At 61.4% G+C, this 24,365-nt stretch carries 23 protein-coding genes; 14 read left to right on the top strand and 9 right to left on the bottom strand.

The genetic code is table 11. The annotated features are described in order from the left end of the window. Positions 1-3: 3 nt before the first annotated feature. Positions 4-207, bottom strand: coding sequence for a DUF6494 family protein (locus tag K3762_RS17805; protein ID WP_067628701.1), 204 nt, complete (start codon positions 205-207; stop codon positions 4-6). Between the two features lie 25 nt (positions 208-232). Further along, positions 233-2,197 carry a 4Fe-4S binding protein gene (locus tag K3762_RS17800; RefSeq protein ID WP_132445421.1) on the bottom strand — a complete coding sequence of 655 codons (1,965 nt, stop codon included), beginning with the start codon at positions 2,195-2,197 and terminating at the stop codon, positions 233-235. A 380-nt stretch (positions 2,198-2,577) separates the two neighbouring features. On the opposite strand from K3762_RS17800, the gene K3762_RS17795 reads away from it, so the two are divergent. The 13 genes from K3762_RS17795 (at position 2,578) to parA (ending at position 14,275) form a co-directional block, all read left to right on the top strand. Then, the gene (locus tag K3762_RS17795; protein ID WP_067941244.1) at positions 2,578-3,117 is read left to right on the top strand and encodes a DUF3305 domain-containing protein; all 540 of its coding nucleotides are present in this window, start codon (positions 2,578-2,580) and stop codon (positions 3,115-3,117) included. Next, a complete protein-coding gene (locus tag K3762_RS17790; protein WP_132445424.1) occupies positions 3,114-3,755 on the top strand; it encodes a DUF3306 domain-containing protein in 642 nt (213 codons plus the stop codon). The genes K3762_RS17795 and K3762_RS17790 overlap by 4 nt, the downstream gene beginning before the upstream one ends. Beyond that, positions 3,752-4,360, top strand: coding sequence for a molecular chaperone (locus tag K3762_RS17785; RefSeq protein ID WP_132445427.1), 609 nt, complete (start codon positions 3,752-3,754; stop codon positions 4,358-4,360). The genes K3762_RS17790 and K3762_RS17785 overlap by 4 nt, the downstream gene beginning before the upstream one ends. Positions 4,361-4,425: 65 nt before the next feature. Beyond that, positions 4,426-4,638, top strand: a complete 213-nt coding sequence (locus tag K3762_RS17780) for a twin-arginine translocation pathway signal protein (RefSeq protein WP_067935401.1) — start codon at positions 4,426-4,428, stop codon at positions 4,636-4,638. 103 nt (positions 4,639-4,741) lie between these two features. Continuing rightward, positions 4,742-7,729, top strand: coding sequence for a formate dehydrogenase subunit alpha (locus K3762_RS17775; protein ID WP_132445433.1), 2,988 nt, complete (start codon positions 4,742-4,744; stop codon positions 7,727-7,729). 12 nt (positions 7,730-7,741) lie between these two features. Beyond that, a complete protein-coding gene (fdh3B, locus tag K3762_RS17770; protein WP_067266580.1) occupies positions 7,742-8,335 on the top strand; it encodes a formate dehydrogenase FDH3 subunit beta in 594 nt (197 codons plus the stop codon). Positions 8,336-8,401: 66 nt separating this feature from the next. Next, positions 8,402-9,601 (top strand): formate dehydrogenase subunit gamma, encoded by a 1,200-nt coding sequence (locus tag K3762_RS17765; RefSeq protein WP_132445436.1) that lies wholly within the window; start codon positions 8,402-8,404, stop codon positions 9,599-9,601. A gap of 31 nt (positions 9,602-9,632) precedes the next feature. Next, positions 9,633-9,758 (top strand): hypothetical protein, encoded by a 126-nt coding sequence (locus K3762_RS17760; RefSeq protein WP_259950196.1) that lies wholly within the window; start codon positions 9,633-9,635, stop codon positions 9,756-9,758. 17 nt (positions 9,759-9,775) lie between these two features. Then, complete coding sequence (locus K3762_RS17755; protein WP_120352435.1) at positions 9,776-11,131, top strand: sigma-54 dependent transcriptional regulator; 1,356 nt, start codon at positions 9,776-9,778, stop codon at positions 11,129-11,131. 244 nt (positions 11,132-11,375) lie between these two features. After that, positions 11,376-12,134: an amino acid ABC transporter substrate-binding protein gene (locus K3762_RS17750; RefSeq protein WP_120352434.1), complete on the top strand. Its 759-nt coding sequence runs from the start codon at positions 11,376-11,378 to the stop codon at positions 12,132-12,134. A 3-nt stretch (positions 12,135-12,137) separates the two neighbouring features. Continuing rightward, the gene (locus K3762_RS17745) at positions 12,138-12,812 is read left to right on the top strand and encodes an amino acid ABC transporter permease (protein WP_120352433.1); all 675 of its coding nucleotides are present in this window, start codon (positions 12,138-12,140) and stop codon (positions 12,810-12,812) included. Next, positions 12,809-13,543 (top strand): amino acid ABC transporter ATP-binding protein, encoded by a 735-nt coding sequence (locus K3762_RS17740; RefSeq protein WP_132445439.1) that lies wholly within the window; start codon positions 12,809-12,811, stop codon positions 13,541-13,543. Before K3762_RS17745 ends, K3762_RS17740 begins: the two co-directional genes overlap by 4 nt. A 93-nt stretch (positions 13,544-13,636) precedes the next feature. Continuing rightward, positions 13,637-14,275, top strand: coding sequence for a ParA family partition ATPase (parA, locus tag K3762_RS17735; RefSeq protein ID WP_132445442.1), 639 nt, complete (start codon positions 13,637-13,639; stop codon positions 14,273-14,275). A 106-nt stretch (positions 14,276-14,381) separates the two neighbouring features. Here parA and dctP read toward each other — a convergent pair whose 3' ends face one another. The 3 genes from dctP to K3762_RS17720 are packed head-to-tail and all read right to left on the bottom strand — an operon-like array spanning position 14,382 to position 17,304. After that, a complete protein-coding gene (gene dctP, locus K3762_RS17730; RefSeq protein WP_067941242.1) occupies positions 14,382-15,470 on the bottom strand; it encodes a TRAP transporter substrate-binding protein DctP in 1,089 nt (362 codons plus the stop codon). A gap of 21 nt (positions 15,471-15,491) precedes the next feature. Further along, complete coding sequence (locus K3762_RS17725) at positions 15,492-16,814, bottom strand: TRAP transporter large permease subunit (protein WP_205570937.1); 1,323 nt, start codon at positions 16,812-16,814, stop codon at positions 15,492-15,494. Beyond that, on the bottom strand, positions 16,804-17,304 hold the full coding sequence (locus K3762_RS17720) for a TRAP transporter small permease subunit (protein WP_067936149.1): 501 nt from the start codon (positions 17,302-17,304) through the stop codon (positions 16,804-16,806). Before K3762_RS17720 ends, K3762_RS17725 begins: the two co-directional genes overlap by 11 nt. A gap of 242 nt (positions 17,305-17,546) precedes the next feature. Between K3762_RS17720 and K3762_RS17715 the strand changes: the two genes are divergently transcribed. Further along, positions 17,547-18,641, top strand: a complete 1,095-nt coding sequence (locus K3762_RS17715; RefSeq protein WP_067622572.1) for a TRAP transporter substrate-binding protein — start codon at positions 17,547-17,549, stop codon at positions 18,639-18,641. Between the two features lie 246 nt (positions 18,642-18,887). On the opposite strand, the gene K3762_RS17710 is transcribed toward K3762_RS17715, so the two are convergent. The 4 genes from K3762_RS17710 to K3762_RS17695 all read right to left on the bottom strand — a co-directional run bounded on the left by K3762_RS17710 (position 18,888) and on the right by K3762_RS17695 (position 24,336). Next, positions 18,888-20,279, bottom strand: coding sequence for a TRAP transporter large permease subunit (locus tag K3762_RS17710; RefSeq protein ID WP_132445445.1), 1,392 nt, complete (start codon positions 20,277-20,279; stop codon positions 18,888-18,890). Next, positions 20,279-20,857: a TRAP transporter small permease subunit gene (locus tag K3762_RS17705; protein ID WP_067622577.1), complete on the bottom strand. Its 579-nt coding sequence runs from the start codon at positions 20,855-20,857 to the stop codon at positions 20,279-20,281. The genes K3762_RS17710 and K3762_RS17705 overlap by 1 nt, the downstream gene beginning before the upstream one ends. Positions 20,858-21,000: 143 nt before the next feature. Beyond that, positions 21,001-21,921, bottom strand: coding sequence for an isoaspartyl peptidase/L-asparaginase family protein (locus tag K3762_RS17700; protein ID WP_132445448.1), 921 nt, complete (start codon positions 21,919-21,921; stop codon positions 21,001-21,003). A gap of 30 nt (positions 21,922-21,951) precedes the next feature. Further along, positions 21,952-24,336 (bottom strand): transketolase-like TK C-terminal-containing protein, encoded by a 2,385-nt coding sequence (locus K3762_RS17695; protein ID WP_260012981.1) that lies wholly within the window; start codon positions 24,334-24,336, stop codon positions 21,952-21,954. Positions 24,337-24,365: the final 29 nt, after the last annotated feature.

Below are 24,365 nucleotides of genomic sequence, written 5' to 3'. Positions count from 1 at the left end.
CGCTTATGCCTCGCCCTTGTCCGCGCCGGCGATGGTGCCGTCGATCTCATGCTCAAGGCCCAGTTCGGGGATGGTGATCACGGCCTTGACCGCAAACTCTTTGCCGCTGGTGTCATGGTCGCGCATGGCCTTTTCGATGGCCTGCTGCGAGGTCACGCCGACCTGTTTGAGAAACTTGCGCATCGACATGTTGAAGTCTTCGCTCATGGGTGGCTCCTGTGCTGTGGGCGGCCTAGTGGTCGCGCCGTTTGGAGAGATAATCGTCGGTGGTCCGAGGGCGCGGGCGTTCGTTGCCGGTCATCGGGTTGTTGGTGCTGTGATACTGCGCATTGATCCGGCAGTCATCGCACATCTGGATCATCCGCAGTTTTGCCTCGTCGGCAAACATCGAATGGCTGCGCAGCTTGTCGGTGATTTTCTCCACGGTGGATTTCACACCAAAGAGGCTTCCGCATTCGACGCAGGCAAAGGGCTCTTCCTCGTTCAGCACGCGCTGGCTCAGCGCGGCTTCGGTCAGGTCGAGGCGCGGCGCGAGGGTGATGGCATCCTCGGGGCAGACATTGGCGCAGAGCCCGCATTGCAGGCAGGCGTCTTCCTGAAAGCGCAGTTGCGGCAGGTCCGGGTTGTCGCCGAGCGCGCCCGAAGGGCAGAGCGACACGCAGGACAGACACAGCGTGCAGGCATCTTTGTCGACCAGAACGGCGCCGTAGGGCGCACCCTCGGGCAGGTCCAACACCTCGGCCTCGGGGTTGAGCGCCCGCGCTGCCTGCCGGGCGATCTGGCGGCGGCTGCCCATGGGGCGCACCGGCTGGGCGACGGGGGCAGGGGCCTCGCTGTCATAGAGGATGTCGGTCAGCGCCTCGGGGTCGGGGGTGTCAATCAGTGACATCCGCGCGTCCCCCGCAATGGCGCGGGCCAGCGCGGTCTGCGTCTCAATCGCGTCGCGGTCGGCCTTGGGGCCAAGCAGAAGCGAGACATGGGCGAACCCGGCGGCGAGCGCGGCCAGCGCCTCAGCATGGCCAAAGGCGGCGAGCGCATCGAGCGCCATCGGCACCACATCGGCAGGCAGCCCGCGCCCGTGGCGTGCGGCAAGGCGGATCATCTCGGCGCCATGGGCGTCATGCACCATCAGGCGCGGCGCTTCGCCGCCCGCTTCGAGATAGGCACGCGCCAGTGTCTGCACCCGGCGCATGGTGAAATCGACGGGCGGCGCGTCATAGCTGATCGCACCCGAGGGGCAGGCCGAGGAACAGGCACCGCAGCCCGCGCAGATCATCGGGTCGATCGCAACATGATCGCCGTCGGGCGTGATTGCGCCAGTGGGGCAAAGGTCCAGACAATTGGTACAGCCGGTTTGCCCCGCGCGGGAATGGGCGCAGAGCAGCGGCTCGGTCCGCACATAGAGCGGCTGCTCAAATGTGCCGGTGAGATGCGAGGCAGCCAACACGGCGGCGGCCACGGCAGGCGGGTGGCCGGGATCGGCGCGCAGGTAGCCTTCGCGTTTTTCATGCGCCGGGAACAGCGGCGTCTCGCCGCGCAGGTCGATGATGATGTCACATTGGCTGCGCGCACCGTCGCGCGGCGCGGTCCAGTTGAGCGGTCCCCGGCCACGCGGGTCGACCTGCCGCAGCGCGTCGATCACCACTTCGAACTGTCCAAGCGCGCCCTTGGCACGGCGCAGCTTGCCGGAAATGAGGTCAAAATCGCGCACCTCGGGCAGATTGTCCTCGGCCTGTGTCACCGCGTCGTCCATCAACAGCGTGACACTCAGGTGGTCCTTGAGCTGTGCCGCCGCCTCCAGCGCCGCCGGGCCGCGCCCCACGATCAGGCAAAGCCCTTCGGAGCCGACATCGATGGTTTTCTCTGCCGGGGCGTCCAAAAGCGCCTCGGCTGCAAGGGCGGACATTTTGGGTAGTTTGTCACGGGGGTCATCCGACCATCCGGCCCGGTCGCGCAGGTCCAAGAAGGGGGCAGGGGGCTGGCCTAGTTCCTCGGCCAATTCGGTAAAGACCCGCTCTTCTTGGGTGCAGCATAAAATTGCGTCCCCGGCAGTCAGGGCCTTGGCCGCCCGGTCGATCTGGGTGGTGCAGAGGGCCGAACAGGGGGGCGCGACCGCCAAACCGCTGCGCTCGGCCAATGCATCGGAATCGATACGCTGCGACCCTGCGCAATCGCATGTTATCAATGTCTTGGCCATGAATTTTCCCTTATTTCGCACGACATTCCGCAGCCCATCTGGGCAGGGCAGAGGCCCCAAGCTAGACGGGATTTGCCACCCCCTACAACCGAAATTCGCGGCGCGGCGGTGCTGCTCCTAGGCGGTGAAGCAGGCAGAAACAGCGGTCAGCCGGGGCAGTGATTCGAATTTTGCGATTCACTCATTTTCCGAGCGAAATACTCAAGTTAGACAATTAGGCCGAGGCGCCATTGGCGGGCCAAGCCGATGGGCCATCTTGTCTCGAAAGCCGGGTTTTTCGGGCTTTGGCGCGGATTTGCGCTTCCCCGGACCAGCCTTAGAGGCGAAGGTCGTTGAAACGGAGGAGCAATTTGATTCACAACCCGACAATGTATCGGACGATGCCCTTGGGCATTGTACTGCGGCGCGCGCCGGGGGTGACCCGTTGGGCCAAGTGGAGCTGGAAAGCGACCGCCGTGCTGCCCGGTGCCGGGGAGGCCGATTGGCGCGAGCTGCGCCGCGACGGCGAGATCGTCGAGTACCACGCCGCCACGCTCAAGCTGGACCTCCACGGAGCCGAGACCGAAGCCTATGTCCACGGGCTCGGCGCGGATGTGCCATGTGTCTATGTTGTGATGCGCCCCATTCCGGGTGCAACCGACCGCCCCTTCAAACTCGCGCTGGTCACAGCATCGCCCTATGAGGCGCAGGATTATTGCGACAGCGCCGAAGAGGTGGTTGAAAAGGTCGCGATGACGCCGGGTCTGTTGGCATGGGTGCAAGAGTTCGTCGAAGAGTTCCACCAAGAGGAAGCCTTCGTCAAACGCCGCCGGGATCGTCTGCGCACTGATCTTAAACAAGACGGGATCGGGGATCCGCGCATTGAAAAGCCTGCGGACATCTATGCATCGCCCGCGCTGAAACGAAAGCGTCTGGCATGAGCGGTTTTTGGCAGAAACGCCGCGCCGCCGTCGCGGCTGAGGCAGAAGCCGAAGTGCGCGTTCACGCAGCGCAGGTGGCAGAGGCTGAAGAAGCCGCGCTGGCCGAGCGCAGCGATGATGACCTGCTGGCCGAGTTCGATCTGCCCGCGCCCGAGGATCTGGTGAGCGGCGAACAACTGCGTGCCTTTCTCAAGGCGCAACTGCCCCAACGGCTCAAGACCCGCGCGCTGCGCAGCTTTTGGAAAACCAACCCGGTGCTGGCCTGCCTTGACGGGTTGAACGATTACGACGACGATTACACAGCGGCGGCGACAGCTGGGAAACCGGTTAACACGATCTATCAAGTGGGCCGCGGCATGGTCTCGAAGGTCGAGGAGGTGCTGACCGCTGAGGCCGACGCACCCGAAGAGACGGTTGAGAGCGCCAACAATGACGCGCCCGTTCTGGCCTCGACCCATGATGTCGTCGTGCCCGGCCCCCGCCGGACCGAAACGGCGCTGGCCCCAGATGCGCCTCTTGAGGTGCATCATGCCGCCCCGGAAGAAGAAGCCGAAGCGCAGCCCGCGCCGACCCACCGCCGGATGCGGTTTCAATTTGCCAGCGATCTGGCACAGGACATGGAAGGTAGCAGCGCATGACCCAATTGGCCGCGACGCCCCTGCCCGAAGAAGACCGCCTGCGCGCGGACCTTTACAACTTCATGGGGCTAATCCTTTCCGGGCCGCCGGATCAGATCTTGTTGGATCAATGCGCGGGTCTGTCGGGGGATGACAGCGAGTTGGGGCAGGGCTTCAAGACGCTGTCCAAACTCGCCGCCAAAACCAAACCGTCGGGCGCCGAGAGTGAGTTCAATCGGCTTTTCATCGGGCTGGGTCGGGGGGAACTTCTGCCCTATGCCAGCTTCTATCTGACCGGCTTTCTCAACGAAAAACCGCTGGCCGCGCTGCGGCAAGACATGGTGGCGCGCGGGTTGGAACGGGCAGCGAATGTGTTTGAGCCCGAAGACAACATCGCTTCGCTCATGGAGATGATGGGCGCGATGATCGCAGGCCGTTTTGCGTCCCCCGCGACGCTGGCGCAGCAAAAGACATTCTTTAACCGGCATATCGCCCCTTGGGCTGGGCACTTCTTTGCCGACCTCGAAGGCGCGAAAAACTCGGTCTTCTATGCCCCCGTGGGCAAAATTGGCCGTGCCTTCATGCAGATTGAAGCCGAAGCCTTCCGGCTCAGCAAAGACGACTAGACCCACCGCGATGAGACAGGCGGGGCCACGCGCCCCTGAACAAGAGACGTAACAGGAGAGAGAAGATGACACGCAAGCCAGAGGGTACCACCGACGCACCCGTTCGCAAGGACCGGCGCGACTTCCTGAAATTCGCGGGCTCCGCCGCCCCCTTGGCCGCCGTTGCCGTGGCCACCACAGGGACCGAGGCCGAAGCGGCCCAAGCCCCCGACCTGTCGTCGGACCGCATCCAAGACACCGAACACACGCGGGCCTATTACGCCGCCGCGCGGTTCTGATCAGATAACCGGGGCGAGGCCCCGAAAACTTGGCAAGGCGATAACACCCGCCGTTCAATAGCCACCTCAGGCGGGGACCAGCCCGCGCATAGGGAGTGAAGATATGTTGAGGAAAAAGACCAATGGGGTCGCGCGGTCTGCGCAGCGGACAGGCATCATGTCCGATGTGGCGCGCAGCGGTATTGACCGGCGCGCGTTCCTGCGCGGTTCGGGCCTTGCCATCGGCGGGCTTGCCGCAATCGCAGGCACCGCGGGCAGCGTGCAACAGGCATCAGCCGCCACCGCAGCCGTCAGCGGAAAGATGGAAGTCAAGAAATCCGTCTGCACCCATTGCTCGGTCGGCTGTACCGTCATCGCCGAAGTGTCGGACGGTGTTTGGCTCGGTCAAGAACCCGGTTGGGACAGCCCCTTCAACCTCGGCGCGCATTGCGCCAAGGGCGCCTCGGTCCGTGAGCACGCCCATGGTGAGCGCCGCCTGAAATACCCGATGAAGAAAGTCGGCGGCGAATGGCAGCGGATTTCTTGGGAGCAGGCGATCAACGAGATCGGCGATCAGATGCTGTCGATCCGTGATACCTCCGGCCCGGATTCGGTCTACTGGCTCGGCTCGGCGAAACACTCCAACGAACAGGCCTATCTGTTCCGCAAATTCGCCGCCTACTGGGGCACCAACAACGTCGACCACCAGGCGCGGATCTGTCACTCTACCACCGTGGCAGGCGTGGCGAACACATGGGGCTACGGCGCCATGACCAACAGCTACAACGACATCCACAAGTCGCGCGCGATCTTCATCATCGGCGGCAACCCCGCCGAGGCGCACCCGGTGTCGCTGCAGCACGTGCTGAAAGCCAAAGAAGAGAACAACGCGCCGCTGATCGTCTGCGATCCGCGGTTCACCCGCACCGCGGCCCATGCCGACGAATATGTGCGGATGCGTCCCGGCTCTGACGTGGCGCTGGTCTGGGGTATCCTCTACCATATCTTCGAGAACGGTTGGGAGGATGAGGAATTCATCCGCACCCGCGTCTGGGGCATGGATGAAATCCGTCAGGAAGTCGCCAACTGGACCCCCGATGAGGTTGAGCGCGTCACCGGCGTGCCCGGCGAACAGCTTCAGCGCGTCGCGCGGACACTGGCCAACCACCGCCCCGGCACAGTGATCTGGTGCATGGGTGGCACGCAGCACACCAACGGCAACAACAACACCCGCGCTTACTGCATTCTGCAGCTGGCCTTGGGCAACATGGGCACCGCCGGTGGCGGCACCAACATCTTCCGCGGCCACGACAACGTGCAGGGCGCGACCGACCTTGGCGTTCTGGCCGATACGCTGCCGGGCTACTACGGCCTGTCCGATGGCTCTTGGGCGCATTGGGCGCGGGTCTGGGGTGAGGATCTGGAATGGATCCAGAGCCGCTTCGCCTCGTGGACCGATGGCGCGGGCGAAGAGCAAAAGATGATCAACCTCACCGGCATCCCGGTGTCGCGTTGGATCGATGGTGTGCTTGAGGACCGTGAGAACCTTGAGCAGCCCGACAACACCAAAGCCATGGTGCTCTGGGGCCACGCGCCGAACTCGCAGACCCGTCAGGGTGAGATGAAAACGGCGATGGAAAAGCTCGACCTGCTGGTTGTGGTCGACCCATACCCAACCGTCTCTGCCGTTCTCCACGATCGGACCGACAACACCTATCTGCTCCCGGCCTGTACGCAGTTCGAAACCTCCGGTTCCGTGACCGCATCGAACCGCTCGCTCCAGTGGCGCGAAAAGGTCGTCGAGCCGCTGTTTGAAAGCCTGCCGGACCATACGATCCTCTATAAGTTCGCCAAGAAGTTCGGCTTTGATGATCGCATGTTCCGCAACATCGAAGTGAACGGTGAAGAGCCGCTCATCGAAGACCTGACGCGCGAGTTCAACAAAGGCATGTGGACCATCGGCTATACCGGGCAGTCGCCCGAGCGGATGAAAATGCACATGCAGAACCAGCACACCTTCGACAAAACCACTCTGCGTGCCAACGGCGGCCCGGCGGATGGCGATTACTACGGCATGCCATGGCCCTGCTGGGGCACGCCCGAGATGAACCACCCCGGCACGGCGAACCTTTACGATCTGTCGCTGCCAGTGGCCGAAGGCGGCCTGACCTTCCGCGCCCGTTTTGGTGTGGAACGTGACGGTGAAAACCTGCTGGCTGAAGGTGTCTATTCCAAAGGCTCCGAGATCAAAGACGGCTATCCTGAGTTCACGATGCAGATGCTGACGGATTTGGGCTGGGACGGCGATCTCACAGCGGAGGAACGCGCCATCATCGAAGCGGTCGCAGGTTACGAGAAGCCTGAGAATGCGGACGATGGCCAAGAAGAGGTCGGTGAAACCTCGCAGCAAGGCGAGATGGAATCCGATTACGTGGCCCAAGTCGGTGGCATCAACTGGAAGACCGACCTTTCGGGCGGCATCCAGCGGGTCGCGATTGAACATGGCTGCGCCCCCTTCGGCAACGCCAAGGCCCGCTGTGTGGTCTGGACCTTCCCCGACCCGGTGCCAAAACACCGCGAGCCGCTTTATTCCAACCGGCGCGATCTGGTGGCGGATTATCCGACCTACGAAGACAAGACCTTCTGGCGGGTGCCGACGCTTTATGCCTCGATCCAAAAGAACGACTTCTCGAAGGAATTCCCGCTCATCCTCACATCTGGCCGTCTGGTCGAATATGAGGGCGGCGGGGACGAGACCCGGTCGAACCCATGGCTTGCCGAGCTGCAACAGAACATGTTCATCGAGATCAACACCCGTGACGCCAACAACCTCGGCGTGCGCGACGGGTCCGATGTCTGGGTCGAAGGGCCCGAGGGCGGCAAGATCAAGGTGATGGCCATGGTCACCGAACGGGTGGGCGAGGGCGTGGCCTTCATGCCCTTCCACTTCGGCGGGCACATGGAAGGTGTCAGCCTGCGGGACAAATACCCCGATGGGGCCGATCCGATCGTTCTGGGCGAAAGCACCAACACGGTTCAGACCTACGGCTACGATTCAGTGACGCAAATGCAGGAGACCAAAGCGACTCTCTGCAAGATTATGCCAGCGTAAGGAGACAAGAGAATGGCAAGAGCAAAGTTTCTCTGCGATGCCGAGCGCTGCATTGAATGCAACGCATGTGTAACGGCTTGTAAGAACGAACACGAAGTCCCTTGGGGCATCAACCGCCGCCGCGTGGTAACCATTCAAGACGGCCAACCGGGCGAACGCTCGATCTCGGTCGCCTGTATGCACTGCTCGGACGCGCCCTGTATGGCGGTCTGCCCGGTGGATTGTTTCTACCAGACCGACGATGGCATCGTCCTGCACTCCAAGGACCTCTGCATTGGTTGCGGTTACTGCTTCTACGCCTGCCCCTTCGGCGCGCCGCAGTATCCGCAGGCTGGCAACTTCGGCAGCCGCGGCAAGATGGACAAATGTACCTTCTGCGCCGGTGGCCCCGAGGAAAACCACTCTCAGGCGGAGTTCCAGAAGTACGGCCGCAACCGGATCGCGGAAGGCAAACTGCCAATCTGCGCCGAGATGTGTTCGACCAAGGCGCTTCTGGCCGGTGACGGGGACATGGTCTCCGACATCTACCGCGAGCGTGTTGTCGCGCGCGGCTTTGGCTCCGGCGCTTGGGGCTGGGGCACGGCTTACGAGCAAAAAGGCCAGTAACGGCTTTCGGGGCGGCCTGACCGGGTCGCCCCTTTTCTCCATATCTGTCTAGCCGGGGGATTTCCCATGCTGCGCCACCTGATGGCTCTTTTCATTCTCGCCTTGGCCGCGCTGCCGGTCAGCGCCACGGCGCAGGACGTGCGCCTGCCCGAGAACGCGACCCCCTCGGCCATTGACCGCGCCAACACCGGCGGCGCGCAGAACCTGGCCGACATCGAACGCCGCCAAAACGGGGCCGAGATTGACGACGGGTTCCGGCGCAACAATCTGGGCGGCGACGCCGCAACGGTGCCGGGCCTTGGCCCGCTTGGCGGGCGCTCGGACCCGGACCTGTGGCGCGGCATCCGCTATAACGAATTGCCCGTGCGCGTCAGCACGATGAACAAGACCGGCCGCGTCTTGGTGCAAGACAACGGCATGTGGTGGCAGCAATTCCGCGAAGGGCCGCTGGCAACCTACGGCGCTTGGCTTCTTGCCGGGACGCTGGCCGTGCTCTTGCTATTCTATCTCCTGCGGGGGCGGATCCGCATCGAAGGCGGCAAGGTCGGGCGTACCATAACCCGTTTCAAAGCGATCGAACGGTTTGCCCATTGGATGCTGGCCGGGTCTTTCATCCTGCTTGCCCTGACGGGGTTGGCCACGCTCTTTGGCCGCAAGGTGGTCATTCCGCTCTTGGGGCATGAATTCAACTCGGTGCTGCTGACCGGGTCCAAGTTCATCCACAACAACGTGTCATGGGCCTTTATGATTGCGCTCGTCATGGTCTTTGTGATGTGGATTTGGCACAATATCCCGAACAAGACCGATTGGGTTTGGATCAAGCAAGGCGGCGGTTTCATCGGCGACAAACACCCGCCCGCGAAAAAGTTTAACTTCGGGCAAAAGATCGTCTTTTGGGCCGTGATCCTGCTGGGCTTCTCGGTCTCGCTCTCGGGGCTGTCGCTGCTGTTTCCCTTCGAGATCCAGCTTTTCGGGCATACGTTCAACCTTATCAATGACATCGGCATGGCCGAGGCCGCAGGCCTTGGCCCGCTTCAGGGCGATCTGACGCCCCATGCGGAAATGCAATATGCCCAGCTTTGGCACGCGATCATCGGCTTTCTGATGATGGCGGTGATCTTGGGGCACATCTATATCGGGACACTCGGTATGGAAGGCGCCTTTGACGCCATGGGCAACGGCGAGGTTGATGAACGTTGGGCCGAGCAGCACCATTCGCTCTGGCTTGATGAGGTCAAAGATGACAAGCGGACCCCCGCAGAATGATGGGCGGCGTTCAGGTAAAAGGATACGCGCAATGAAAGCCATGCTGGCAGGGTTTCTGGGCGTCGCGGTGATCGGCGTTGTGGCCTATTTCGGACTGCATGAGATAGGCTTTTCCTCGGCTGAGGTCTATTCAGGTGAAAACGTCCGGTTGGACTGACACCGAAGAGGCATATCATGGCGGCAGGCGATGAATACGGCGGCACGCTCGAGGGCGCGTCGATCCTTGTGATCGACGACGAACCGGGAATGCGCCATTTCCTGACCAAGATTTTGGAGCCGCGTGTCAAGCGCGTGGCACAGGCCGCGTCGCCTGCAGAGGCCACCAAACTCTTGGACGAGGCGCATTTCGATGTGGTCGTTCTGGACAATGTCATGCCCGGCAAAACCGGGCTGGAATGGGTGGTCGAGCAGCGCCGCAAAGGGTTTTACGCCGACACGGTTCTGATCACCGCCTATGCCGATCTGGAAACCGCCATCGCCGCGCTGCGCGCGGGCGTCAGTGATTTCGTGCTGAAACCCTTCCGGGCGAACCAAATCCTCGGCGCCGTTTCCCGCACGCTCGACCGCAAGAACCTGCGCCGCGACAACACGCTGTTGCGGCGTGAATTGCAGGGCGGGGCAGCGGTGCAGATGCTTGGCAAGTCCGAGGCCCTGTCGAAGGTGCGCGGGATGCTGAACCGGCTTGCCCCGGTCCCGACGCCGGTGCTTTTCACTGGGGCCAGCGGCACCGGCAAGGAGTTGGCCGCGCGGCAACTGCACCAGATGTCTGACCGCGCCGACCATCCTTTCGTTGCGGTCAACTGCGCCGCCATTACGCCGGATCGGATCGTGCCTGAACTCTTCGGTGCGGTGGAGGGGAACGAAACCCTACAGCCGGGGCTGTTCCTTTTGGCCGATGGCGGCACGCTGTTCCTTGATGAAGTGGCGCAGATGCCGGAGCAGTTGCAGGCGGCTTTGTTGCGAGTACTGGAAGATCAACGCATCCGGCCCGAAGGGGCCGAGCGGGAAATTCCGCTGAGCCTGCGGTTCCTTTTCGCCACAAATGCCGATTTGCCCAAAGCGGTGGAGGAGGGGCGTTTCCGCGCAGACCTTTATCACCGGATGAATGTTGTCGAAGTCGCGATGCCGCCGCTCAAGGACCGCTCGGATGATATCGTCGAACTGGCGGCGATGTTCATGCAGCAATTCTCGACCGCGCTTGGCATGCCCGCGCTGCGGTTGGATGCCGAGACATTGCTGAAACTGCGGCGCTACGATTGGCCGGGCAATGTACGAGAATTGCGAAATTTGATCGAACGCTCGGTCATCCTCGGCAGCCTGCCCGAAGCCTTTGCGGGCCATGGCACCGTCGATGGGCCAAGGGCAATCGAGGATCTTGAACTGGTCACACAGCGCCACATGCTGCACATTCTTGATCTTTCGGGCGGCAACCGGGCCGAGGCCGCGCGGCGTTTGGGTGTCTCTCGCAAAACTGTCGACCGCAAGCTTGCCGCTTGGGCCGCTGAGGGGCTGGATATCGACGCGCTTTGAGGGGCGCAAAGCTATGTAAATTGCGCATATCCGTCCCGCAGCTGAGGAATCAATCCTGCCTTTTGGGAATTCTGTTCTGCCTCTGGGGCCACAGTAGGAAATTCGACCCGCGCATACCCGATGGCCAAAGCTCCCATTCCATCTTAACCCATCCCGCCCGTCAAACGTTCCTGTTTCAGCAATGGTGTTGAAGCGGGCGGCGCCCGGTGACATCTGATGCTCAAGCGTTACAGGAGTAAATTCAATGCTGAAACAGATCGTTACCGCCACCGTGCTCGCCGCGGTTTCTGGCACCGCAGCCTTCGCCCAAGACAATGAAACGCTCCGCGTGGGCATGTCGGGCGGCTATTTCCCCTTCACCTTCGTTAAGCAGGACGTGCTTCAGGGTTTCGAAGTCGACGTGATGAATGCTGTCGGCGAAGAGGCGGGCTTTGAGGTTGAATTCGAAACCATGGCCTTTTCCGGCCTGATCGGCGCGCTGGACGCAGGCCGCATCGACACGATCGCCAACCAGATCACCATCACGCCAGAGCGTGAGGAAAAGTTCGCCTTTACCGCGCCTTACGTATTTGATGGCGCGCAGGTCGTGACCAAAGAGGGCAACGAAGAGATCGGTGGCGTCGAAGACCTGCGCGGTAAAACCGTTGCGGTCAACCTCGGCTCGAACTTCGAGCAGCTTTTGAACGAACTCGACTTTGCAGATGAGATCGAGATCAAGACCTATGAGTCCAACATCGCCCAAGACACCGCGCTTGGCCGGGTGGATGCATTCGTGATGGACCGGGTTTCCTCTGCCCAGCTGATTCAGGAGAGCCCCCTGCCGCTGCAACTGGCAGGCAAGCCGTTCTCCGAAATCCGCAACGCGCTGCCGTTCCAAGACAATGACGAAGGCCGCGCCCTGCGGGACCGTGTCGACACCGCACTGGAGTCCCTGCGCGAAGACGGTACACTGACCGAAATCTCGGACAAATGGTTCGGCACTGACATCACCAAAGCGGAGTAACCCATGCGGGCGCTAGACCTTGACTACATGCTGGGGCTGGTGCCCGTCATATTGGGCTATGTACCGTTAACTTTGTTCATGGCGGTGGCGGGGATGGTCTGTGCACTCATCCTCGCCTCGCTTTTGGCTGTCGAACGGGTGGCCAAAGTGCCTGTTCTCGACTGGTTCGTGATCGTCTTCATCAGCTTTTTCCGCGGCACGCCGCTGCTGGTGCAGTTGTTTCTGTTCTACTTTGGCCTGCCGCAGGTGCTGTCATTCCTGTCGGATATCAACGGCGTGACCGCCGCCATCATGGGCCTGACCTTGCATTTCTCGGCCTATATGGCCGAGAGCATCCGCGCCGCGATCATGGGGGTCGACCGCAGCCAATGGGAGGCCGCGCAATCCATCGGCATGACCCAAGGCCAGATGATGTGGCGCATCATCCTGCCACAGGCCGCCCGGATCGCCGCGCCCACATTGGTCAATTATTTCATCGACATGATCAAAGGCACCTCGCTGGCATTTACTCTTGGCGTGACCGAAATGATGGGCGCAGCCCAGAAAGAGGCGGCGGGCAGCTTTCTCTACTTCGAGGCCTATCTCGTTGTGGCGATGATCTATTGGGTCATTGTCGAAGCGCTTAGCCAGATGCAAAAGCGGCTTGAAACCTATCTAAACAAGGCGTTCGTCCGATGATTGATATCACTGGCCTGACCAAACATTTCGGCGGCGCGCCGGTCCTCAATGGCATTGATTTGCAGATTGCGGAAGGCGAGCGCGTGGTTGTCATCGGCCCCTCCGGCACGGGCAAATCGACCCTGCTGCGCTGTCTCAACTTCCTCGACGTGCCGCAGGCGGGGACCATTCGCATCGGCGATGTGACGGTTGACGCCGCGAAGGTGCGCAAGGCCGACATTCTGGCGCTGCGCCGTCGGACTGCGATGGTGTTTCAGAACTACGCCTTGTTCGCCAACAAGACGGCGAAAGAGAACATCATGGAGGCGCTTGTCACCGTGCAAAAGCGCCCCAAGGATGAGGCCGAGCAGCGCGCGCTTTCGGTCTTGGCCGAGACCGGATTGGCCGACAAGGCCGACAGTTTCCCCGCGGCGCTGTCCGGCGGGCAGCAGCAACGTGTCGGCATCGGTCGCGCGATGGCGCTTGGGGCCGAGCTGATGCTGTTCGATGAGCCGACATCCGCGCTTGATCCTGAATGGGTCGGTGAGGTGCTGGACCTGATGCGCGCGGTGGCAGAGCGCAAGCAAACCATGCTGATCGTGACCCATGAGATGCAGTTCGCCCGCGAGATCGCGGATCGGGTGATCTTTATGGACGGCGGCAAGATTGTTGAGAGCGGCCCGCCATCTGAGATTTTCAGCGCGCCCAAGGATGCGCGATTGCAAAAGTTTCTCAAGCGTGTCGAGGGCTAGGCGGGTGCCGCGCGCCTGTCGCGAGGTATTTGTCGCTTTTACCGGCTTGGCCCGTTATGCTGCGGTGCAGAGAACCTATTGAAGGCTTGGCAAATGAGCGCCCGGATTATCTGTGTAGCCCAACAAAAGGGTGGGGCAGGCAAGACCACCCTCGTTTCGAACTTGGCGATTGCCTATTTGGCAGCGGGCAAAAGCGTGGGCCTGTTGGATACGGACCCTCAAGGCAGCCTTGGCAAGTGGCTCGACATTCGCGAAGAGATGCTTGGGCTTGATCCAAAACTGAAGTTCGCCACGGCGACCCCCTATGGGATATCCCGCGCCATCCGGACGGTCGGCAACGAGGCTGATGTCATTCTCATCGATACGCCCCCAAAGGCGGATAGCGATGTGCGTTGGGTCCTGCGCGACTCGGATCTGGTGCTGGTGCCGGTATCGGCCAGTCAGGCCGATGTCTGGGCAACCCATGACGTATTGGATTTGGCCGAGCGGGCGCAGAAACCGACGCATATCGTGATGAACCGCACCCGCGCCGGCACGCGGGTCGGCGATGACGTGGCCAAGTCGGTGGCCGAGCTTGGGGCCGGGCGGCTTGACGCGTCGCTGGCCAACAGAGTGATCTACGCCGATGCCCTTGGCCGGGGTCTGGGTGTGGTCGAGGCGAAAAAGTCCGGCCCTGCCGCGGATGAAGTCCGCGCGCTAGCGCAAGAGGTCGCAGGCATTCTTGAACTGTAGTCCCGGCTGAGCGGGGTTAATTCTGTCTCGGTACAGACTAAGCCCCCGAAAACGTAAAAAGGCCCGCCATTTGGCGGGCCTTTCCGTTAGAACCGATAGGCTCAGATCACTCCGCGCAGGCGCGGATTTTTTCGATGTCCGGACCGTTGGGCGTGCGGCCCAAGTTGAACGGCGCCGAGGCGTCACGCCATTTGGCGTAGTCGTTCAGATACTCCAACTGGCTCAGGTAAACCTTTGCGGAATCGGGGTTCTCACAGGCGGTTTCTTCGATGGTTTCGTTGGCCATTTCCTGAACGGTGGCCAGCGTTTCATCGTCGTAGCGGTTGATCTCGATGCCCGCATCGAGGAACTGCTGATAGGCTTCGGTCGCGCGCTTCTCGGTGAAGGAGAGCGACCAGACGAGGTTAGCCTGTGCCGCGATTTCAAGCGCTTCGCGGGTTTCGTCCGACAGCGCGTCCCACGCGCCTTTGTTGATCATCACACCGAAGATCGACGCCGACTGGTGCCAGCCCGGTGTCGCCCAGTATTTGGTGACCTGCTGGAAACCGCCCGAGAAGTCGACGTTGGGGGTCGAGAATTCGGCACCATCAATCACGCCGCGCTCAAGCGACTGGTAGATTTCGCCACCGGCCATGGAGACCTGAGAGCCACCCAGTTTCTCCAACAGACGGCCTTGCTCAAGACCCGACAGACGCAGACGCTTGCCCTTGAGGTCTTCCAGCGTAACGATCTGCTCGTTGGTGCGGAAACCGGATTCGTTGTTGGTCACGCCGTAGGGCAGATAGACCATGCCGAACTTGCCGTAGATCTCGTTATAGAGTTCTTTGCCGCCCCATTGTTCGATCCAGTTGACGTAATCAACCGCGTTGAACAGGCTCGCCGTGGTCGCCAGCGGCGAGAAGGCAGAGTTGCGGCCAGCCCAGTAACCGGGCCAGTCGGCGCCAGCCTGCACGGTGTTCGATTCAACCGCGCCGAAAACTTCGCCTGCGGGCACGAGGGAGCCGCCTTCGAAGAATTCGATGGTCAGGTCTTCGCCAGTCAGCTTGTTGGCCAGATCAACGAAGTGTTTGTCGATCTCGATCAGTTCCAGCGAAGTGGGCCATGTGGTGGTCATGGTCCAGTTGTCTTGGGCCGCGGCCTGCGTGCCAAAGCCAGCGCAGAGTGCCAGACCGGCAAGTGTTGATTTCAATTTCATAATATTCTCTCCTCCGTTGATTTATTTTGTATAGAGCGTTTCCGGCAGCCAAGTGACAAGCTGCGGGAACAGGGCGATGGCCACGCACATCATCAGGATCAACCCGATGAACGGCAGCACACCGACGATGATATGCGACGTCTTGACCTCGCGCGGCGCAATGGCGCGCAGGTAGAATAGCGCATATCCAAAGGGCGGGGTGAGGAAGGACGTCTGCAAAACCACCGACATCAGGACGACGAACCACAACAGGCTCACGTCCATCTCCTGCACGATGGGCAGGAAGATCGGGAAAGACAGCAGCACAATGCCGGTCCAATCAAGGAATGCACCGAGGATGAAGACGATGAACATCATCATCGCGATCAGCATCCAAGGGGCCATATCGAGGTTGCGGATGATCTCTTGCGTGGCGCGCAGACCCCCGGTGATGTTGAACACGCCGGTGAAAGCGGTGGCGCCCACAACGATAAACAAGATCATCGCCGAGGTGCGGCCCGTTTCCAGCATCGCGCCGTAAAAGCTGGCCCAAGTGAACTTGCGCCGCATGATCACGATGACCAGCGCCAGCGCCGCGCCAATGGCCGAGGCTTCGGTCGCCGTGGCGATGCCCGCCAGAAGCGAGCCGAGGATGCCAAGGATCAGCACCAGCGGCGGCACGGCTTCGATCAGCAGCATACGCACAAGCGCGGGTTTAGAGATCTTCTCATCCGGCTCAACCGCCGGGGCCATATCCGGCCGCACCACGGCCACGATAAAGACCCACACCGCATAGAGCAGCCCCAGCACCACGCCCGGCACCATCGCACCGGCGAAAAGCTCGCCCACCGACAGGGGCGAATAGGAGGCCATAAGGATCAACATGATCGACGGCGGGATCAGAATGCCCAGACAGCCGGAGGCCGCGATGACGCCGGTGGTCAGTGTCGGGCTGTAGCCATATTGCAGCATCGGGCGCAGGGCCATCACGCCCATCACGGTGATCGACGCGCCGATGATGCCGGTGGTGGCGGCCAGCAGGATCGAGATGAAGACCACCGCCAGCGCCAGACCGCCGCGGATGTTCGACATCAAAAGCCGAAGCGATTCGAACATCTTATCCGTCACGCCCGAATCGGACAGGAACCGCGCCATCAAGATGAACAGCGGAATCGCGATCAGCGTGAAGTTGTCGAGCACATCGCCGAAAATCCGGTTGATGACGATGCCCAGCACCATGGGCTTGCCAGCGATGACAGCGCCCAAAACGGCGGTGCCGCCCAGAACGAAGGCCAGCGGGTGGCCCATGAAAAGGCCCAGCAACAGCAGGCCAAACATGGTGAGTGCAATGAGTTCAGGCGTCACGGGGCAGTTCCTGACGGTTAAGTACGAGTTTCAAAAATTCCGCCACACCTTGCAGCAACAGCAAACCAGCGGCGAGCGCCATGGCCATTTTCAGCGGATAGACCGGCAGCTGCACCGAGCCATAGGTCGTCTCGCCCTGAGCATAAGAGCGCATGGCGAATTCATAAGAGCGGGTGGTGAAGATCCACGCGAAGGGGAAGAAAAAGATCACATAGCCCGCCGCTTCGACCCAGCGTCGCAGGGTGGGGGCAAGGGTTTCGGTGATCAGATCGACCCGCACATGGGCTTGATGACGCAGCGCATAGCCGCCCAGCATCACGAAATAAAAGCCATATAACTGTTTCGTAACGTCAAAAGCCCAGCGGGTCGGGTCATTCAGCGCATAGCGCATGAAAACGTCATAGATGATGATTGCGGCGAAAATGACGGCGACGACCGACACGATACGCCCGACGAATTCGTTCATCTGGTCGATGAATTTTATCAAGATCTGAGCCCTCCCTGGCAGCTCGCACATTATTGGCCTTTCTGCCAAAAACAAGGCAAAAGACCAATAATAATGCTGCTTTAAGTAGCACTACGTATGCGGCGTGGGGAGAGTTTGTCCAGAAGGAGAGGTTTCAATTTGCCTAAGCCATGGACATTTTCGAAAAGCGACGATTATCTGCTGCGCAGAGCCCTCCGCATCGACGTCGGGGGAGGCTTAGCAAATATCCGTTTGGGAGGAAAAACATGGATCGTCGTTCATTTATTCGCAAAGCTGGTGTGATGGGGGCAGGTGCCGCCGCCACGACACTTGCAGCGCCCGCTATTGCGCAGGGCAACATCACGTGGCGCATGGTCACCACTTGGCCCAAAAACTTCCCCGGTCTGGGTGTCGGCGCGCAGCGTCTGGCCGACCGGATCACCGCCGCCTCGGGTGGCGAGCTGACCATTCAGGTCTTCTCCGCCGGTGAAATGGTGCCGCCGCTGCAGTCGCTCGATGCCGTGATCGACGGTACCGCCGAGATGAGCCACGGCGCGGCCTATTACTGGCAGAACAAATCGCCGGCACTGTCGTTCTTCACCGGCGTTCCTTACGGCATGACCACGCCCGAGCTGACAGCTTGGATGCGCTATATGGGCGGTCAGGAAATCTGGGATGAGATCTATGACCAGTTCGGCGTTCAGGGCTTCTTGTCGGGCAACACCGGCACGCAGACGGGTGGTTGGTTCCGTGATGAGCTGAAGAGTCTCGACGACGTTAAAGGTGTACGCTTCCGGACGCCGGGCCTTGGTGGCCGCGTGTGGGAGAAGCTTGGCGCAACCGTGACCAACATGGCCGCGGGCGAGATTTTCCAGGCGCTGCAGTCGGGCACACTCGATGCCGCGGAATTCGTTGGCCCCTACAACGATCTGGCGCTCGGCTTCCATCAGGTTGCTAAGAACTACTACATGCCGTCCTTCGTGGAATCGGGTCTGGCGACAGAGCTTGTCGTCGACAAGAAGAAGTATCAGGAACTGCCCGAGAACCTGCAGGCGATCATCCGTGACGTGAGCCAGGCGGAATACGATCAGGTTGCCGCTGACTTCTACGCCAACGATCCTCGTGCGCTGAAGACGCTGCAGGAAGAGCATGGCGTGACCGTGCGCAACTTCCCCGACGACATCATGGAAGCCGGTGCCAAGGCGTCGGTCGAAGTGGTCGAAGAGCTGCGCAACAGCGACGATCCGCTGGTCAAGAAGACCGCCGACAGCTTTGTCGAAGCGCTGAACCTCGTCCGCACCCGGACCGAGAACATCGACAGCCCCTACGTTCAGGCGCGTCAGAAGTTCTTGAAGTACTAAGCTTCGCGTTCAGGAATGTGGAAAGGCCCGGTGGAAACGCCGGGCCTTTTTATTTGAGGGCATCGCCCTTCCTCCCCCCGGAGGGCGATTTTGCGACCTTTCACCAGCCGGATTGGTTTGCGAGAAAGCACGGCATCAGCTACTTTCCCACGTCCAGATCGCCCACCAGGGAGGGCGATGCCCTTAGCGCTTAAACGCAAAAGGCCCAGCGTTTCCACCGGGCCTTTGCTCTAGAAAAACGCCGTCTTACCCGGCGATCAACTTCGGCAACCACGTCACGATCTGCGGGAAGGCGAAGAGGATCGCAATCGCCACCACCTGCAACATCACAAACGGCAGAATGCCTTTGTAGATCGCACTGGTCGGCAGATCCGCCGGAGCCACCCCGCGCAAATAGAACAGCGCAAAGCCGAAGGGCGGCGTGAGGAAGGAGGTCTGCAAGTTCACCCCCACCAGCACGCCCAGCCAGATCGGATCAATGTCCAGCATCAAAAGCACGGGCGCGGTGATCGGGATCACGATGAAGATGATCTCAAAGGTATCAAGGATGAACCCGAGGAAGAACATGATGATCATCACCACCGCCACCGCCGCCAAGGGGCCGCCGGGCAGGTTGCTCAGGAACTCATGCACCAGATTGTCGCCGCCCATCATGCGGAACACGATGGAGAACACCGAGGCCCCCAGCAGAATGATGAAGACCATGCTGGTGATTGTCGCTGTTGCGATCATCGTCTCGCGCAGAATGCGGAAGGACAGGCGCCAGCGCAACGCTGCCAAGACCATCGCGCCAACGGCCCCGACCGAAGCCGCCTCGGTCGGTGTCGCAATACCGCCGAGGATCGAACCGAGAACGGCAAGGATCAGCAAGAGCGGCGGCACCAGCGCCACAAAGAAGTCCCGCAGAAGCTGGCCTTTTTCATCCGCAGGAACGGGTGTCGCAGGGCAGGAGGCAGGCGCAGTCACGGCCTTGAACAGGACATAGCCCATGTAAAGCGACACCAGTAGGATGCCCGGCAAAAGCGCCCCGGCGAAAAGGTCGCCGACCGACACGGGCGATGGCGCAAAGTTCCCCTTGGCCATCTGCACTTGCGAGTTGATGCCCGCGAGCATGTCGCCCATGAAGATCAAAACGGTCGACGGTGGAATGATCTGGCCCAGTGTCCCGCTCGCGCAGATGACGCCGGTGGCAAGCTTTGGATCATAGCCTGCCCGCAACATGGCAGGCAGAGAGATCAGCCCCATGGTCACAACCGTCGCGCCAACCACACCGGTTGAGGCGGCCAGCATCGCACCCACGATCACGACCGAAAAGCCAAGCCCGCCGCGCATATTGCCAAAGAGTTTGCCCATGGTCATCAGCAGTTGCTCGGCGATCTGACTGCGCTCCAGCATCACCCCCATGAAGATAAATAGCGGCACGGCGACCAAGACTTCGTTGGTCATGAAGCCGATGTAACGGTTCGGCAGAGAGCCGAAGTTCGATGGGTCGAAGACGCCAAAGCCGATGCCGACCAATCCAAAGAGCAACGACACACCAGCAAGCGTGAAGGCGACCGGAAAGCCCAAGAGCAAAAAGCCGATAACGCCAAAAAACATTAGCGCGGCGAGCATTTCGCCGATCAAAATCGGATCCATCAAACGGCTCCCTGCGGGTGGTCTGCGGGGATTTGGTCCCGGCTGTATTGCATGGATTTGGGCACCAGCTCAGCATTGCCGCTGAGCACGAGGATGGAGCGGATGATCCATGCAATCCCTTGAATTGCGAGTAGAAATGCAAAGCCGATGATGAAGGCCTTGAGAATATAAAGCCCCGGCATGCCGCCCACATTGGCGGACCCTTCTTGATAACCCCATGCGCGTGTCACGAAGGGCATCGAATAGGTGTAAACGATCCAGCAGAAGGGCAGCAGAAAAACGACCACGCCGATCAGGTCGATCAGCGCGCGGCGTGCCATCGTGGCGGGGCGGTAAAAGATATCGACCCGCACATGGTCGTCGCGCAGCAGGGCAAAGCCCGCAACGGCGGTGAACATCGCGCCGTTTAGCCAAATATAGAGATCTTGCATCCAAACGAAGCTGATCGCGAAAAGATAGCGCTGCACGACCACGGTGAAACAGACCAACACGATGCCGAGTGCGAGCCATGAGAAGAGATTGCCGATGAATAAGTTCACCGCGCAGATAACTCTGGCAATTGCTGCTAAAAAACGCACCTTGTCCCCTCTCCCGTCAAGTTCGTTTGACCGTCAATCAAAGGGAGGGGGCTAAATGTCAAGATTTAGATGGCGGGTGGCCCTCAACGGGCCGCATTTGTCCTGCCCGCAGTGGCAGGAGGGCAACCGAAGGGCGGGGCCGCTCAGTAGATGTTGGTTTCGGGGGCGCTGCCTTGCCGCACCGAGCCGCGGTACATCCCTTGGGAATTGAACGGTATGGCGATATTGCCCGCACCGTCCACGGCGATGACCCCGCCCGACCCGTCGTTGGGGGCCAGATCCTGCATCACCACATGATCGGCGGCGGTGGCAAGGTCTTCGCCCGCGTGTCGCATGCGTGCGGCGATTTCGCCCGCCGCGTTCCAGCGGATAAAGACCTCTCCATGTCCGGTGGCCGAGACCGCGCAGGTTGCGTTATCGGCGAATGTGCCCGCGCCGATCATCGGCGTGTCGCCGACGCGGCCCGGGGCCTTGGCGGTCATGCCCCCTGTTGAGGTGGCGGCGGCTATATTTCCTGCAACATCGCGCGCCACGGCCCCCACGGTGCCATGCCGCCGCGCCGGATCGTCCGAGACTTCGCCGCGCGCCCGCATCGCAAGCGTCTCTTGCAACGCGTCCCAGCGGGACTGGGTGAAAAAGTAGTTGCGGTCGCCGAATTCAAGCCCCGCTTGCCGCGCGATCTCGAGTGCGTTGGGGCCAATGAGCGTGACATGCTCGGTCCGCTCCATCACCGCGCGGGCCAGTTTCACCGGGTTCTTCGGGCCAAAGACACCGGCGACCGATCCCGCCCTGCGGTCGCGCCCGTCCATCACGGCGGCGTCCATCTCCTGCGCGCCTTCCGAGGTATAGACCGCGCCGCGCCCTGCGTTGAACAGGGGCTCATCCTCCAGCGCGCAGACCGCCGCTTCGACCGCGTCCATCGCGCTGCCCCATTCGCGCAGGATGGCTTCGCCCGCCTCCAGCGCGCGGGCGAGGGCGTCGTGATAGGCGGCCTCCTGCTCGGGGGTGATGTTTTCCTTGAGGATGGTTCCGGCACCGCCGTGAATGGCAAGGGAATAGGTCATGTCGGTCCTTTCGATCCGGGGGGAGGGCGTCTAGCCCGCAACCCGGTGCAGCATCTGGCGGCCCGGGGTCAGCCCCTGCACCTTTTCCACGATCGACCGCGCGTCGATCCCGAAGTGGCGATAAAGGTCGGCAATGGTGCCGGTCTGGCCGAAGTGCTCAACCCCAAGCGGCACGGTCTGGTGCCCAACGACCGAGCCCAGCCACGAAAGCGTTGCCGGATGCCCGTCGATCACCGTGATCAGCTTGCAGTCGCGCGGGAGCTGCCCCAGCAGCGTCTCGATATGGCTTTCCGCCGCCGCATTGCCCCGCGCGCGGGCGCGTTGCGCGGCTGTCCAGCCCGCGTTCAGACGGTCGGCAGAGGTCACCGCCAGTACGCCGACATCGCGGCGGCCTTCGGCGATGTTGCCCGCCGCTTTGATCGCTTCGGGCGCCACCGCGCCTTGATAGGCGATCACCACGTCGCAGTTCGGCCCCGGCTTGCGCAGCCAATAGGCCCCGTCGATGGCGCCTTGGCGGAAGTCCTCGTCGACCCGCTTGCCGGGCTGTTCGATGGGATTGGTGGTGAGCCGGAGATAGACCGAGCCGCCGGTCTCATCGCGCAGCCACGTGCGCTCGTCAGGGTCGCCTTCGCCGTCCTTTTGCAGATAATCGAAGGCCCACTGCATGATGACGGCCAACTCATCGGCAAAGGCGGGCTCGAAGCTCGCCAACCCGTCTTGGCTCATCCCGATCAGCGGCGTGCCGATGGACTGATGCGCGCCGCCTTCGGGGGCGAGCGTCACGCCCGACGGCGTGCCGACAATCATAAAGCGCGCATCTTGATAGCAGGCATAGTTCAACGCATCCAAGCCGCGGGCGACGAAGGGGTCGTAGACCGTGCCGATGGGAATGACCCGCTTGCCAAAGAGCGAATGCGACAGACCCGCCACACCCAAGAGCAGAAAGAGGTTCATCTCGGCGATGCCAAGCTCGATATGCTGGCCCTCGGGGGTGAACTCCCATTTCGCGGTGGAGGGGATTTTCTCGTTGATGAAAGTGTCGGCCTGTTCGCTGCGCGCGAACAGCTTGCGCCGGTTCACCCACGGGCCGAGGTTCGTGGTGCCGGTCACGTCGGGGGACATGGTGACGATACGCGCGGCCAGATCGCTGTCGCCTTTCGACAGATCGTCGAGGATCTTGCCAAAGGCCATTTGCGTGGAAATCTCGCGGTCGCTGGAAAGTTCGATCTGCGGCACCGGCAGGGTCGCGTCACCGTAGCGGCGGCGGCCCTTGGCAAAAAACGGCACGCGGTCGAGCGCAGCTTGCAGGGCATCGGGGTCGTCGACGGTGGCGAATTTCTCCCATTCCGCGCCCTCATTCACTCCCATGTGTTTCTGCCAATCGGCCATCTGACTTTTGGTCATCAGCCCGCCGTGGTTGTCCTTGTGCCCCGCGATCGGCGTGCCCCAGCCCTTGATCGTGTAGGCCAGAAAACAGACCGGGCGGTCGTGGTCGATGGCGGCAAAGGTCTCGGCCATGGTCTCAACGCAGTTGCCGCCGAGGTTCTCCATCAGTTCGGCCAGTTCGTCATCGCTGCGCGCGTCGATCAGTGCTGTGACATCGCCCTGATCGCCAAGCGCCTCCATCAGCCGCTCGCGCCAGACCGCGCCGCCCTGATAGGTCAGCGCCGAGTAAAGTTGGTTGGGGCAATTGTCGATCCAGTCGCGCAGCTTGTCGCCGCCCGGCTCGTCAAAGGCGGCGCGTTGCAGGGCGCCGTATTTCACCTTGACCACATCCCAGCCGAAGGCGTCGAAAATCTGCTCGATCCGTTTGAACAGCCCTTCACGCACCACCCCGTCGAGCGATTGGCGGTTGTAGTCGATGATCCACCATGTGTTGCGCAGATCGTTCTTCCAACCCTCTTGCAGGGCCTCATAAATATTGCCCTCGTCGAGTTCCGCATCGCCCACCAGCGCCACCATGCGGCCCAGATCGACATCCGCGCCCCAAACCTTCGCGGTGATGTAGTCCTGCACCAATGAGGCGAAGGAAGTCACTGCCACGCCAAGACCCACCGATCCGGTGGAGAAATCCACGTCGTCGATGTCCTTGGTCCGGCTGGGGTAGCTCTGCACGCCCTGAAATCCGCGGAAGTTTTCCATCTTTTCGCGGGTCTGATTGCCCATCAGATATTGCATCGCGTGGAAGATCGGGGAGGCATGGGGTTTGACCGCCACCCGGTCCTCGGGCCGCAGGGCGCTGAAATAAAGCGCCGTCATGATCGACACCATGGAGGCCGAAGACGCCTGATGCCCGCCCACCTTGATCCCGTCCACCTTGGGCCGGATGTGGTTGGCGTTGTGGATCATCCAATGCGACAGCCACAGCAGACGTTGTTCGATGGTTTTGAGCTGGGCAGGGGCGAGAGCGGTCATGGCAGGTCTTTCATCTTGAGGATCCCTCG

This window comes from Sulfitobacter sp. W074, from assembly GCF_025142275.1.
GTDB classification, from domain to species: Bacteria; Pseudomonadota; Alphaproteobacteria; order Rhodobacterales; family Rhodobacteraceae; genus Sulfitobacter; species Sulfitobacter profundi.
The sequence above is the reverse complement of the archived record's forward strand: the minus strand, read 5'-3'. Positions and strand labels throughout refer to the sequence as shown.